Raw genomic sequence first — 13,047 nt, 5'->3', positions numbered from 1 at the left:
GGGAGACTGACGACGATGGCCGACCGCGTCACGGTGATCGGCTGGGACGGCTCGCCCCTGACCGCCGCGGCCCGCTCCGCGCTGGGTGCCGCCACGCTCGTGGCCGGCGCCGCCCACCACCTGGCGCTGCCCGAAGTGCCGCCCGCCGCCGAACGCATCCGCCTCGGCAGCGTCGCCCTCGCCGCCCGCCGCATCGCCCCCCACCGCGGCACCGCGGTCGTCCTCGCCGACGGCGACCCCGGCTTCTTCGGCGTCGTCCGCACCCTGCGCGCCCCCGAGTTCGGCCTGGAGGTCGAGGTCGTCCCGGCCGTCTCCTCCGTCGCCGCCGCCTTCGCCCGCGCCGGCATGCCCTGGGACGACGCCCAGGTGGTCGTCGCCCACCGGCGCACCCTGCGCCGCGCGGTGAACGTGTGCCGCGCCCACCCCAAGGTCGCCGTCCTCACCTCACCCGGCGCCGGCCCCGCCGAACTGGGCCTGCTCCTGGAGGGCGTCCACCGCACCTTCGTCGTCTGCGAGGAACTCGGCACCGACCGCGAACGGGTCGCCGTCGTCACCTCCGACAAGGCCGCCGACCACACCTGGCGCGACCCCAACGTCGTCATCGTCATCGGAGGGCCCACCGCCCCGGTGGCGGGCGCCGAGGGCGGCTGGATCGCCGGCCGCGACCCGGGCGCCGGCCCGCGCGGCTGGGCCCTGCCCGCCGAAGCCCACGGCGGCGACCTCGGCGAGGGCGAGTCGGAACTGCTCCGCGCGGCGCAACTCGCCCGTCTCGGCCCGCGTGTGGGCGACCTCGTCTGGGACATCGGCTGCGGCAGCGGCGCCTTCGCGACCGACGCCGCACGGGCGGGCGCGGCCGTCATCGCCGTCGACCGCGAACTGGAGGCCTGCGCCCGCACCGACGCCTCCGGGCGCCGCCACGGCGTCCACCTCCAGATCGTCCGCGGCACCGCCCCGCACGTCCTGGAGAACCTGCCCGAACCGGACGTCGTCCGCGTCGGCGGCGGGGGAGCGGCGGTGGTCTCCGCGGTCGCCGACCGCCGTCCGCAGCGCATCGTCACCCACGCCCTCACCCGGGACGCCGCCGAACTCGTCGGCCGCGAGCTGACCCAACACGGCTACCGCGTCGAGTGCGCCCTCCTCCAGTCCGTCGAACTCGACACGCGGGACTGGACGGAGACGGAGCGGAGCGTCGCGTTCCTGCTCAGCGGGGTGCTCCCCGACCGTTCCGCCTGACCCGGTCCACCCTCCCCGTGATCCTGTTGTCGTACCGCGCGCGGTAGGCTGGCCGATCGTCGTACCGCATCCGTTCGCCCGGCGCTTCGTCGGTCAATGTCCGGAAAACGCATCCGTTTTGGGATGCGTGTGGTAGGGCGAAACCGGAGGGTGCGCAACGTGGCGCAGTCCACAAGGGAGCGTCGCGGATCAACCTGTCGTGGCGCGACGAGGGCCGGGACAATGCCACTGAATGGCTTTGTCGCCTTTTGCGGGCGGGTCGTTCGTGCCGCTGGGCGCGGACGCTCGTTCTTCACTACGGGGCGGTCGGTGCGCCGTTCCGGGTGAGCTGGTCGTAGGAGCACTAACCGATGGGCGAGGGGTACGCATGACCGACACCGGCCAGGTTCCGGGCGAGGGACTGCCGGAGAACGCAGGCATGGTGGATCAGCCGGGCGCCTCCGCACCCGGCGCGTACACCTACCTCTCCGAGACCACAGCCGAGGACGAGGACCTGTTGCTGCTGCCGGGCGCCCAGAGCGCCTGGGGCAACGAGGTGGCGCCGCCGGCACCGGAGCCGGTGGTCGAGGCCCTGCACGAACCGGGCCCGCACGAGACGGCCGGCCGCGACAGCGGATCGGTCGACCTCAGCGCCGTCCGCCTGCCCGGCCCCACGGTGCCCACGGCCCCCACCACGCCGATCCCGCCGATCACCCCCCGCCGCCCGCTGCACCTGGGCCCGCCCCTCCCCGACACCTCCGCCAGCCCGGTTCGCTCCCTCGCCGACCGCGGCCCCGCCGGAGCGCCGGTACGCCATCCGGGCCCGCCCGTCTCCGGCCCCGAGTACCTCGACGCCCAGCCGCTGCGCGAGACGGCCCCGCAGGGCGCCGTTCCCTGGGGTGCCCAGGCCGCGCCCCAGGCGCCGGTCGTCCCGGGGGCGGCCCCCGCCGAAACGGTTGTCCCGGCGGCCCCGCAGCAGCCCGAGCCGGTGGGCGCGGCCGAGGCGGTCGTGGCCCGCGTGGCCACGCAGGCCGTCGCGGCCACCGGTGTTCCGCAGCAGGAGCACGAGCACGAGCACGGGCACGCCGCCGCGACGCCGCAGCCCGTGGAGGCCGTTCACCCCGGTGCCGTCGCCGGCGCGCAGCCCGTGACCGGCGGCGCGGTGTCCGCCGAGGCCGCGCCGCACACGCCGGGGGCGGAGCCCGTGCCCGCCCCGGTGCCGGGGACCGGACAGGTGCCCGAGGCCGCCGCCGGTGCCCCGGCGCCGGCCGCGGGAGGGCCCGTGGACGGGCCGCAGGCGCCGCAGGCCGAGCAGGTCCAGCAGGGCGGGCATGCGCAGGAGTCCGCCGCCGGTGCCCCTGGGGGCGTGCAGGCGGCGGAGCAGACCGGCGCCGAGTCCGTGCCGTCCGAGTCCGTGCCGTCCGGGAGCGTGCCGTCCGGACCTGTGCCGTCCGAGGCCGTGGTGGCGGAGGCCGCGCCGGTGGAGTCCGTGACGGCGGAGGCCGCGCCGGTGGAGCCGGGGCCAGACCCGTCCGGGCCCGTCCTGGTTCCCGGGGCGGAGACTCCGGGCGCGGGTCTGCCCGCCGATCAGGGCGCGGGTCTGTCCGCCGGTACGGTGGACGGTCCTCAGGCGGCCGCCGCCGAGACACCCGCTGACGCGGCCCCCGCTGTCCAGGCTGCCGAGGGTCCGGCGGTGTCCCCGCCCGCCCCTGCCGCCCCGGTCGCGGAGGCGCCCGCCGCCGTGCCGGCGCCGGCCGCCGAGACCCCGGTGCCCGCGGCCGACGCGGCCGCCCCGGCCCCCGCCGAGGCGCCCCACGCGGACGCGGAGGCCCCGGCCGACGCGCAGGCCGACGCCGTCGAGGTGCCCGTACCCGGACCGGCCCCCGAGGCCGTCGCTTCCGACGTCCCGGCCACCCCCGGCGCGGCCGCCGAAGCTCCCGCCACCGATGCCGCGGCCCCGGTCCAGGAGGCCACCGGAACGCCCGAGACGGCGGCACCGGCGACCCCGCAGGTCCCGGAACCGGTCGCCCCTGCCGCAGAGCAGGCCGCTCCCGTAGAGCAGGCCGCTCCCGCTGAGCAGGCCGTTGCGGCCGAGCAGCCGGACGCCCCGGCCGCCCCCGCCCCCGAGGCGCCCGCTCCCGCAGCCGCCGAGCCCGTAGCCGCCGAGCCCGCCGTCGCCGAGCCCGCCGTCGAGGCGCCGGCCGAACCCGTCGCCGTAGCCGCGACGCCCGACGCCCACCTCGCGGACGCCTCCGCGGTCCCCGCCGAGGGCGCTTCCGCCGACCCGGCGCCCCAGCAGCAGCCCGCCGAGGCCGGGCAGGCCCCCCAGCAGGAGCCCGTGGCCGAAGCCCTCGTGGAGCCCGCACCCGAGCACCACCACGCCCCGGAACCGCAGCCGGAGCACGGGTCCGCACCGCAGCAGCCCGCACCGCAGCCCGGACCGCAGGCGGAACAGGAGCCGGAGCAGCAGCAGCCCGAGCCGCAAGCGGAGCAGCAGCCCGAACAGCCGACGGAGCAGCAGGCCGCCCCGCAGGCGGAGCCGACCGTGCCCGGGACCCCGGCGCCCGACCACGGAGCGGACCCGGCGTCCCAGGCCCCGGACACCGTCGCCGCCCCGGTGACGGCCGAGGCCGACCCCGCTGCCGCTGCCGTCGCCGCGCAGCCCGCCGCGCAGTCCGGGGCGGAGGCGCCCGCAGGTGAGTTCGTCCCGGTGGACGGCACGGTGTCCGCTGCGGACCTCGCCCCGGCCGCGCCGCACGTCATCATGCTGCCGGACGGCCCGCAGGCGGCCGAGCCGGGCGCGGAGACGCTCGTCGCCCCGGCGCCCGGGGCCGCTGCCGCCCCGGCGGCCGGCACCCCCGTCGCCACGGTCCCCGCCCCCCGCGGAGCCGACGCCCCGATCACGGCGGCCGTCGCCCCCGGCACGGAGCCGGGCGCCGAGCCGGGGCCCGAGCCCGACCCGGACGTCGCGCAGAACCCGGAGGACCTGGACACCAGGGCCGCCGACCAGGAGGAGAGCACGGCCCCGGTGGAAGAAGCACCGCAGCCCACCGGCCCCGCCGCGCCCGCGTACGACGACGCCGAGCGCGAGGCCGTCCTGAAGGTCATGCGGGAACGCCGTGACATCCGCAACGGCTTCCGCAGCGACCCCATCCCGCACGAGGTGCTGCTGCGCGTCCTGGAGGCCGCCCACACCGCGCCCTCCGTCGGGCACTCGCAGCCCTGGGACTTCGTCGTCATCCGCTCCGCCGACACCCGGCGCGCGATGCACGAACTGGCGATGCGGCAGCGCGACGCCTACGCGAAGTCGCTGCCCAAGGGCCGGGCGAAGCAGTTCAAGGAACTGAAGATCGAGGCCATCCTCGACACCCCGGTGAACATCGTCGTCACCGCCGACCCCACCCGCGGCGGCCGCCACACCCTGGGCCGCCACACCCAGCCGCAGATGGCCCCGTACTCCTCCGCGCTCGCGGTCGAGAACCTCTGGCTCGCCGCCCGCGCCGAGGGCCTCGGCGTCGGCTGGGTCAGCTTCTTCGACGAGCGCGAGATGGTCCGCGCGCTGGGCCTGCCCGACCACCTCGAAGTGGTCGCCTACCTCTGCGTCGGCTACGTCGACGAGTTCCCGGACGAGCCCGAGCTGATGCAGGCCGGCTGGGCCAAGCGCCGCCCCCTGTCGTGGGTCGTCCACGAGGAGACGTACGGCCGCCGCGCGCTGCCCGGCGAGGACCCGCACGACCTGCTCGCCGAGACCGTCGCCGGCATCCGCCCGCTCGACGCCAAGGCGCTCGGCGAGGCCTGGGAACGGCAGAAGCGCATGACCAAGCCGGCCGGGGCGCTCGGGATGCTGGAGATCATCTCCGCCCAGCTGTCCGGTCTGTCGCGCCAGTGCCCGCCGCCGATCCCGGAGCCCGCGGCCGTGGCGGTCTTCGCCGGCGACCACGGGGTGCACGCCCAGGGCGTCACCCCCTGGCCGCAGGAGGTCACGGCCCAGATGGTCGCCAACTTCCTGGGCGGCGGAGCGGTCTGCAACGCCTTCGCGACCCAGGTGGGCGCCGAGGTCTGCGTGGTGGACGTCGGCGTGGCGGCCGACCTCCCCGCCACCCCCGGCCTGCTGCCCCGCAAGGTCCGCGCGGGCACGTCCGACATGACCACCGGTCCCGCCATGACCCGCGAGGAGGCCAAACAGGCCATCGAGGTGGGCATCGAGACGGCTCGCGACCTGGTCGCGGCCGGCAACAAGGCGCTGCTCACCGGTGAGATGGGCATCGCGAACACCACGGCGTCCGCCGCCCTCATCTCCGTCTTCACGGGCGCTGACCCAGCCGAGGTCACCGGCCGAGGCACCGGCATCAACGACGAGACCCTCGCCCGCAAGACCGAGGTCGTCCGCCGCGCCCTCGAACTCCACCAGCCGGACCCCGCCGACCCCATCGGCGTCCTGGCCGCGATCGGCGGCTTCGAGCACGCAGCGATGGTGGGCCTCCTCCTGGGCGGCGCCTCCCTCCGTACGCCCGTGATCCTGGACGGCGTCAGCGCCGGCGCCGCCGCCCTGGTCGCCCGTGCCATCGCTCCCGAGGTCCTCGCGGCCTGCATCGCGGGCCACCGCAGCGCGGAGCCGGGTCACGTGGCCGCGCTGAACAAGCTGGGCCTGCGCCCCCTGGTCGACCTCGACCTCCGTCTCGGCGAGGGCACCGGCGCCCTCCTGGCCCTCCCCATGGTCCAGAGCACGGCCCGGGCGATGCACGAGGTGGCGACGTTCGACTCGGCCGGGGTGACCGAGAAGTAGCGAGGGTGGAGCAGCAGGTGACCGAGCAGTAGGTGACTGGGGACGGCGGGCGTCGCGCCCGGCGTCGTCCCCGCTCCGGGCCCGTCAGGGCCCGCCCTCACCCCGGGCGGGTCCCGGGCGTACCGGCTCGGCGCCCGGGCCGGGCCACCGGCTGGGCGCCCGTCCAACCGGTGCGCCCGGCCCGGCCAACCGTGCCCAGCCACCGGACACCCGATCCGCCAGAATCCCTCGCAGCTTAAAATCCGCACGTCAGGGCTATCGCACCGCCGCAGGAGGAGCCGCACCTCATGGCCGAACACCCCGCCTACCCCGTAGGCCTCCGCCTCACCGGCCGCCGGGTCGTCGTCCTCGGCGGCGGCCAGGTCGCCCAGCGCCGCCTCCCGGCACTGATCGCGGCGGGCGCGGACATCGTCCTCGTGTCCCCGACGGCCACCCCGTCCGTCGAGGCCATGGCGGACGCGGGCGAGATCGCGTGGACGCGGCGCTCCTACGCCGAGGGCGACCTCGCGGACGCCTGGTACGCCCTGATCGCCACCAGCGACCCGGAGGCGAACGCCCGTGCCTCGGCCGAGGCGGAGGCGCACCGCGTCTGGTGTGTCCGTTCCGACGACGCCGACGCGGCGACCGCCTGGACCCCGGCCACCGGCACCAGCGAGGGCGTCACGGTCGCCGTCCTCACCACGAACGCCCGCGGCCGCGACCCCCGCCACACCGCCGCCATCCGCGACGCGGTGGTCGAGGGCCTGCGCGACGGCACCCTGGTGGCACCGCACCACCGCACCCGCACCCCCGGCGTGGCCCTGGTCGGCGGCGGCCCCGGCGACCCGGACCTGATCACGGTCCGTGGCCGCCGGCTCCTCGCCGAGGCCGACGTCGTCATCGCCGACCGCCTCGGCCCCCGCGACCTCCTCGCCGAACTCCCGCCGCACGTCGAGGTCATCGACGCGGCGAAGATCCCCTACGGGCGCTACATGGCCCAGGAGGCGATCAACAACGCGCTGATCGAGCACGCCAAGCAGGGCAAGTCCGTCGTCCGGCTCAAGGGCGGCGACCCGTACGTCTTCGGCCGCGGCATGGAGGAACTCCAGGCCCTCGCCGACGCGGGCATCGCCTGCACCGTCGTCCCCGGCATCTCCAGTTCGATCTCGGTGCCGGGCGCGGCCGGCATCCCGGTCACCCACCGTGGCGTCGCCCATGAGTTCACCGTGGTCAGCGGCCACGTCGCCCCCGACGACGAGCGCTCCCTGGTCGACTGGGCGTCGCTGGCGAAGCTCACCGGCACCCTCGTGATCCTCATGGGCGTCGACAAGATCGGCCGGATCGCCGAGACGCTGGTGGCGCACGGCAAGCCCGCCGACACCCCCGTGGCGCTCGTCCAGGAGGGCACGACGTCCGCCCAGCGCCGCGTCGACGCCACCCTGGCGACGGTCGCCGAGACGGTCCGTACGCAGGAGGTCAAACCCCCGGCGGTCATCGTCGTCGGCGAGGTCGTCACCGTCGGCCCGCGTACCCCGGCACCGCCGCACACGCCGGCCTGACCGCGGGCGACAGCCCCGTTCCGAGCCGTTCGCACCGCACCCAGGACAAGGCGGTAACACCCACCGTGGCCGATCTCATCACCATCGACGACCCCGGCGACCCGCGTCTGCGCGACTACACCGGCCTGACCGACGTCGAGCTGCGCCGCCGGCGCGAGCCCGCCGAGGGCCTGTTCATCGCCGAGGGCGAGAAGGTCATCAGGCGCGCCAAGGAGGCCGGCTACGAGATGCGCTCGATGCTGCTCTCCGCGAAGTGGGTCGACGTCATGCGGGACGTCATCGACGAGCTCCCGGCCCCGGTGTACGCCGTCAGCCCGGAGCTCGCCGAACGGGTCACCGGCTACCACGTCCACCGCGGCGCCCTCGCCTCCATGCAGCGCAAGCCGCTCCCGACGGCCGCCGGCCTCCTGCGCACCGCCCGCCGTGTGGTGATCATGGAATCGGTCAACGACCACACCAACATCGGCGCCATCTTCCGCTCGGCCGCCGCCCTCGGCATGGACGCCGTCCTGCTCTCACCGGACTGCGCCGACCCCCTCTACCGGCGCAGTGTGAAGGTCTCCATGGGCGCGGTCTTCTCCGTGCCGTACGCCCGCCTGGACAGCTGGCCCAAGGACCTGGACTCGGTCCGCGAGGCCGGGTTCACGCTCCTCGCCCTCACCCCGGACGAGAAGGCCCGCAGCCTGGACGAGGCCGCCCCGCACACCATGGACCGGGTCGCCCTCATGCTGGGCGCGGAGGGCGACGGCCTGTCCACCCAGGCCCTGGTCGCCGCCGACGAATGGGTCCGCATCCCCATGTCCCACGGCGTCGACTCGCTCAACGTGGGCGCGGCCGCGGCGGTCGCCTTCTACGCGGTGGCGACCGGCCGCCCGCGGGCATAGACGCGTCCGGCGAGGCACCGCGCCCGGGAGACGAGGAACAGGGACCACGGACCACAGGCCGGCCCCTCGTCCCCGGCCCGGGACCTACCCGGCCGCCGACCCGCCACCGACCCCCGGCCGGGACTCTCCCTGCCCCTGCCCCTGATCCACTCCCTGCCCCTGCCGCTGATCCTTCACGACGCCGTCGCCGCCCCCGAGTCCCCGGGCGGGACCCTGGCACCCCTGGACGACGGCGATGCCGAGCGCGACGAGCAGCGTCACGACGACGAAGACGAACAACCGCTGCCGCAGCAGCCGCGGATTGGCCGGCCGCAGCCCGGTCCCCGTGGATCGCGGCGCCGTACGGCCCGAGGCGCCGCGGGGCGCCGGCCGGCTGCCGCTGCCGGACCGGGTGCCGCGGGCGGCGCGCGCGGTGCGGCCGGTCGGAGTGGGGCGGGCCCCGGACCGCGACGACGACGGCACACCGCCGCCCCGCGCGCCACTTCCGCCCCGGGAGGCGCTCCCGCCCGGCGCGGCGCCACCGCCCCGCGAGGGCGCGCCTCCCCGAGGCGGCACCGTCCCGCGCGAGGACGGAACCCCGCCCCGCGGCACCGGAGTGCCGGGCCGGCGCAGCGTGGGCTGCGGAAAACCGGGATCGGTCAGCCGCCCGGTCGGCCGGTCCGCCTCACTGGCCCGCGGCACGGGCGGCCTGACCTCGGTCATCCCGTGGGCCTCGCGGGCCGCGATCTCCTTCAGCCTGAGCGACAGGTCCAGGGTGCTGGGCCGCTCCTCGGGGTCCTTCGCCAGACAGGCCCGGATCAGCGGGGCCAGGGCATCCGGTACGCCGTGCAGCTGGGGCTCCTCGTGCACCACCCGGTACAGCATGACCTCGGAACTGCCCTGCCCGAAGGGGGAGTCGGCCATCGAGGCGTACGCGAGCGTGGCACCGAGCGAGAAGACGTCGGTCGCCGGGGTGACCGCCGCGCCGCGCACCTGCTCGGGCGCCAGGAAGCCGGGCGAGCCGACCGCCGTACCGACGTGGGTCAGCGTCGAGGCCCCCGTCGCCCACGCGATGCCGAAGTCGATGATCCGCGGTCCCTTGGGGGAGAGCAGGATGTTCGACGGCTTCAGGTCCCGGTGCACGACCCCGGCCTCGTGGACGGCGACGAGCCCCTCGGACAGCGCGGCCCCGATCGCCGCGAGCTCGGCGGCCCCCAGGGGGCCGTCGTCGTTGACCTTGTCGTGGAGGGAGGGGCCGGGCACGTACTGTGTGGCGAACCACGGGCGGTCGGCGTCCAGGTCCGCCGCGACCAGCCGTGCGGTGCACCCGCCCCTGATCCGCCGCGCCGCCGAGACCTCCCGCGCGAACCGCGACCGGAACTCCTGGTCCTCCGCCAGATCGGGCCGGATCACCTTCAGCGCGACCCGCTGCCCCTTCTTGTCGGAACCCAGATAGACGACGCCCATCCCGCCCGCGCCGAGCCGTCGGTGAAGCTTGAACGAGCCGACGACGCGCGGGTCCTCGCGCCTCAGGCGCATCATCGCCATGTTCATCCCCGCTGCCCGGTCCGTGTGACGTGGCACAGCTTACGTTTCCACAGCCGTCCGCGCGCAGAGGCCGCGCCCTCTCGGCCCGGCGGATTGTCAGTGCCCGGCGGGCCACTTGAAGAGCTGTCAGGGGGCTCGCGCCCGCAGGCGCCTTGCTGCCTCCGGCGCCTCAACGGTGCCGCACGGAAAGGGGGTTGAACCCACGAGGGGTGACCGGGTGGAGAGCGTCGTCGACGCCGGCGGCACGACACGGACGCACGAGGTGGCGGCGAGCAGGGCGGGCCGCCGGGCGGAGACCGCGGTACGCCGAGGGGTGGCGGAAGTGAGTGAAGTCACCCTGGGGGGTCCTCCGCGAGGACAACTCGGGAAAGCAGCCCGGTACCGGACGGCCCCTCCGGGAAGACCCCGAGACCTGGGCCACCGTCTCCACCCAGGGGAGTACGCCCCAGGTCACGGCTCATCCTCCGGGAGGCCCGCCAATCGGTACGAGGGCATGACGCCCGCCCTCCGCCACGCGCCTAGATTGGAGGTCAAGCGGCGGGTGCAGCACTCGTCCCCCGAGGTCAGACACCCGCCGCTGCCAAGGACAACCGACACGGTCAGGAGAGGGACCATGGCCCACACGGCACCGCGGACGCTCGTCCGCAGCCAGGAGCGCACCGCGCTCCGCGCCCGCCGCCAGGGCCGCCGCCACCCCCTGGTGGCGACGCTGATGGCCCTTCCTCTGGCGGTCCTGCTCCTCGTCGTCTTCGACGGCTGGGAGACAGTGACCACACAGGCGTCGTCCGTGGGCGTGATGCTGGGGCGCTGAGCGGCGACCCCAGGCCCGGAAGAGCGGTCCGGGCGGGGACATCCACCCATGAAACCCCGTGGGGACGGGGGTGCGGCGGACGGCACAAATGCCGGCGCAGCTGGGGAGCTGCGCCGGCATTGCCCTTTTCCGGCACGGTTGCCGCCCGTGCGGCGGCCATGCGGTGCCCGCGCGGTGCCTGTGCCACTGACCTCGCGTGGCGTTCCCGGAACCTGACCGTTCCCGGCCCCTCCTCCCAGTTCCTCCTCCCGGCGGCCCTCACCCCTCGCCCTTCGTCCCGGCGGACCGTCGTCTCTGCCCCCGCCCCTCGGCGGACTCTCTCCTCCGGCCACGTACCCTCGCCAACGAACCGACGTCAGGCGCCGCCGAGGGAGTCCCATGCCAGCCGTCCCCCTGCTCCCGGCGCTCGCCGCCCGCGCGCGCAGCTCCGCCCACGCGTCCGTCGACGACTGCGTCTGCGGCACCGCCACGCTCGCCGACCGCGCCGACGCCACCGTCGTCCGCCACGCCGGCACCGTCGCCAAGGCCCACGCCCCGGACACGGACGCCGGCGCACTCGCCCCCCGCCTCGTCACCGCCGCGCACCTGCCCGACGTCCTCCTCCCGCCGCTCACCCCGACGCCCGCTTCCCTCCACGGCCGCCTGGTCACCTTCTGGCCGTACGGCACCCCGGTGGACGCGGACGACCCGGACGCCGCCCCCTGGGAGGCCGCGGGGACCCTCCTCGCCCGTCTGCACCGCGCCGCCGCGCCCACCCCGCTGCCGCCGATGCGGGGTCCCGCCAAGGCCGCCCGCGCCGTGGCCCGCCTGCGTGCCGCCGGCCCCCACCCGGCCGTGGCCGACGTCCTGCGCGCCTGGGACACCCTGCCCGCCTGGGCCCGCGCCGAGGCGCCCATGCCGGACGGCACCACCGTCTGCCACGGCGACCTCCACCTCGGCCAGCTCGTCCGTCACCCGGCCCCCGACGGCCCCTGGCGCCTCATCGACGTCGACGATCTCGGCGTAGGCGTCCCGGCCTGGGACCTCGCCCGTCCCGCCGCCTGGTACGCCTGCGGTCTGCTGCCGCCCGAGGAGTGGACCCGCTTCCTGACCGCCTACCGGCAGGCGCACGGCCCCGCCGTCCCCGCCGACGGCGACCCCTGGCCCGACCTCGACGTCCCGGCCCGCGCCCTCACCGTGCAGAGCGCGGCCCGTGCCCTCACCAAGGTGCTCGCGGGGGGCGGACGGCCGTTGGACGAGGTCGAGCGGAGTCTCGTCGACGCCTGTGCCCGAATGGGGTCCCTCCCTCCGCAGTTGGCGCCGAACTCCGCCACGTAGGGTGCAACCGACCGCAGCCGGGCAGAGTCTGTCCCGGCGAGAGGCGAAGCAGGACCGACCGGCGAGGAGTTGAGCCGAACCATGCAGTGTCCGAAGTGTCACGCTCCGATGCACACCTACAACCGCAACGGCGTCCAGATCGAGCAGTGCAGCAACTGCCGCGGGATCTTCCTGGACTACGGCGAACTGGAGGCGCTGACCCGTCTGGAGTCCCAGTGGTCGCAGCCGGCCCCGCCGCCCCCGGCCGCCCCGCAGGCCTACCCGCCGGCCGCCCCGCCCGCCCCGGCCTGGGGCGCGCCGCACGGCGGCCACGGCGGTCATGGTGGGCACTACGGTCACCACCGCAACAAGAGCTTCGGCCACATGCTCTTCTCCAGCTGAGCCCGGCGGGCCACCCGGCCCGCCCCCTCCGCAGCCCTTGCAGCACTTGCAGCGCTCGCATACGGAGAAGCCCCCGGCCGTGGGAACGGCCGGGGGCTCCGGTGTGTGGACGATACTGGGATTGAACCAGTGACCTCTTCCGTGTCAGGGAAGCGCTCTCCCGCTGAGCTAATCGTCCTCGGGGCCACGACCCGCGGGTCGTGGGTACTGCGTGCGCGATACTGGGATTGAACCAGTGACCTCTTCCGTGTCAGGGAAGCGCTCTCCCGCTGAGCTAATCGCGCGGGGATCCGAAGATCCAGTGGACGATACTGGGATTGAACCAGTGACCTCTTCCGTGTCAGGGAAGCGCTCTCCCGCTGAGCTAATCGTCCTTGGAGGTGGAGACGGGATTTGAACCCGTGTAGACGGCTTTGCAGGCCGTTGCCTCGCCTCTCGGCCACTCCACCAGGAGTGCAGGGGTTCGGGAAGATCCCCTTGTTCCTTCGAGCGGACGACGAGGCTCGAACTCGCGACCTCAACCTTGGCAAGGTTGCGCTCTACCAACTGAGCTACGTCCGCCTGTCGTTTCGGTCCGCTTCCGCGTCCCGG

8 protein-coding genes, 5 tRNA genes and 1 pseudogene are annotated in these 13,047 nt (G+C 75.6%); 8 read left to right on the top strand and 6 right to left on the bottom strand.

Annotation, left to right across the window (positions count from 1 at the left end; genetic code table 11):
- The first annotated feature begins 15 nt into the window (after window positions 1–15).
- The 4 genes from cbiE to ACFYWQ_RS27070 all read left to right on the top strand — a co-directional run bounded on the left by cbiE (window position 16) and on the right by ACFYWQ_RS27070 (window position 8,420).
- A complete protein-coding gene (cbiE, locus tag ACFYWQ_RS27085) occupies window positions 16–1,233 on the top strand; it encodes a precorrin-6y C5,15-methyltransferase (decarboxylating) subunit CbiE (protein WP_389519709.1) in 1,218 nt (405 codons plus the stop codon).
- Between the two features lie 367 nt (window positions 1,234–1,600).
- The gene (gene cobT / locus ACFYWQ_RS27080; RefSeq protein WP_389519707.1) at window positions 1,601–5,998 is read left to right on the top strand and encodes a nicotinate-nucleotide--dimethylbenzimidazole phosphoribosyltransferase; all 4,398 of its coding nucleotides are present in this window, start codon (window positions 1,601–1,603) and stop codon (window positions 5,996–5,998) included.
- Window positions 5,999–6,285: 287 nt separating this feature from the next.
- Window positions 6,286–7,536 carry a uroporphyrinogen-III C-methyltransferase gene (cobA, locus tag ACFYWQ_RS27075; RefSeq protein ID WP_389519705.1) on the top strand — a complete coding sequence of 417 codons (1,251 nt, stop codon included), beginning with the start codon at window positions 6,286–6,288 and terminating at the stop codon, window positions 7,534–7,536.
- A 65-nt stretch (window positions 7,537–7,601) separates the two neighbouring features.
- Window positions 7,602–8,420, top strand: coding sequence for a TrmH family RNA methyltransferase (locus ACFYWQ_RS27070; protein WP_389519703.1), 819 nt, complete (start codon window positions 7,602–7,604; stop codon window positions 8,418–8,420).
- A gap of 84 nt (window positions 8,421–8,504) precedes the next feature.
- Here ACFYWQ_RS27070 and ACFYWQ_RS27065 read toward each other — a convergent pair whose 3' ends face one another.
- A complete protein-coding gene (locus ACFYWQ_RS27065; RefSeq protein ID WP_389520071.1) occupies window positions 8,505–9,953 on the bottom strand; it encodes a serine/threonine-protein kinase in 1,449 nt (482 codons plus the stop codon).
- 211 nt (window positions 9,954–10,164) lie between these two features.
- Between ACFYWQ_RS27065 and ACFYWQ_RS27060 the strand changes: the two are divergent.
- The 4 genes and pseudogenes from ACFYWQ_RS27060 to ACFYWQ_RS27045 all read left to right on the top strand — a co-directional run bounded on the left by ACFYWQ_RS27060 (window position 10,165) and on the right by ACFYWQ_RS27045 (window position 12,456).
- Window positions 10,165–10,444: pseudogene (locus ACFYWQ_RS27060) on the top strand (hypothetical protein).
- A gap of 116 nt (window positions 10,445–10,560) precedes the next feature.
- Complete coding sequence (locus tag ACFYWQ_RS27055) at window positions 10,561–10,758, top strand: hypothetical protein (protein ID WP_389519701.1); 198 nt, start codon at window positions 10,561–10,563, stop codon at window positions 10,756–10,758.
- 378 nt (window positions 10,759–11,136) lie between these two features.
- Entirely contained in the window at window positions 11,137–12,075 is a 939-nt protein-coding gene (locus ACFYWQ_RS27050; RefSeq protein ID WP_389519699.1) for a phosphotransferase enzyme family protein, read from the top strand.
- 81 nt (window positions 12,076–12,156) lie between these two features.
- Window positions 12,157–12,456, top strand: a complete 300-nt coding sequence (locus ACFYWQ_RS27045) for a zf-TFIIB domain-containing protein (RefSeq protein ID WP_389519697.1) — start codon at window positions 12,157–12,159, stop codon at window positions 12,454–12,456.
- A 106-nt stretch (window positions 12,457–12,562) separates the two neighbouring features.
- On the opposite strand, the gene ACFYWQ_RS27040 is transcribed toward ACFYWQ_RS27045, so the two are convergent.
- The 5 genes from ACFYWQ_RS27040 to ACFYWQ_RS27020 form a co-directional block, all read right to left on the bottom strand.
- A tRNA-Val gene (locus ACFYWQ_RS27040) sits at window positions 12,563–12,634 on the bottom strand.
- Between the two features lie 34 nt (window positions 12,635–12,668).
- Window positions 12,669–12,740, bottom strand: a tRNA-Val gene (locus tag ACFYWQ_RS27035).
- Between the two features lie 18 nt (window positions 12,741–12,758).
- Window positions 12,759–12,830 (bottom strand) — tRNA-Val (locus tag ACFYWQ_RS27030).
- 1 nt (window position 12,831) lies between these two features.
- Window positions 12,832–12,905, bottom strand: a tRNA-Cys gene (locus ACFYWQ_RS27025).
- Window positions 12,906–12,944: 39 nt separating this feature from the next.
- Window positions 12,945–13,017: transfer RNA gene (locus tag ACFYWQ_RS27020), tRNA-Gly, on the bottom strand.
- Window positions 13,018–13,047: the final 30 nt, after the last annotated feature.

It is taken from the genome of Streptomyces sp. NPDC003247, from assembly GCF_042888135.1.
Lineage (GTDB): Bacteria > Actinomycetota > Actinomycetes > Streptomycetales > Streptomycetaceae > Streptomyces.
This window is presented reverse-complemented; position numbering and strand designations above follow the sequence as displayed.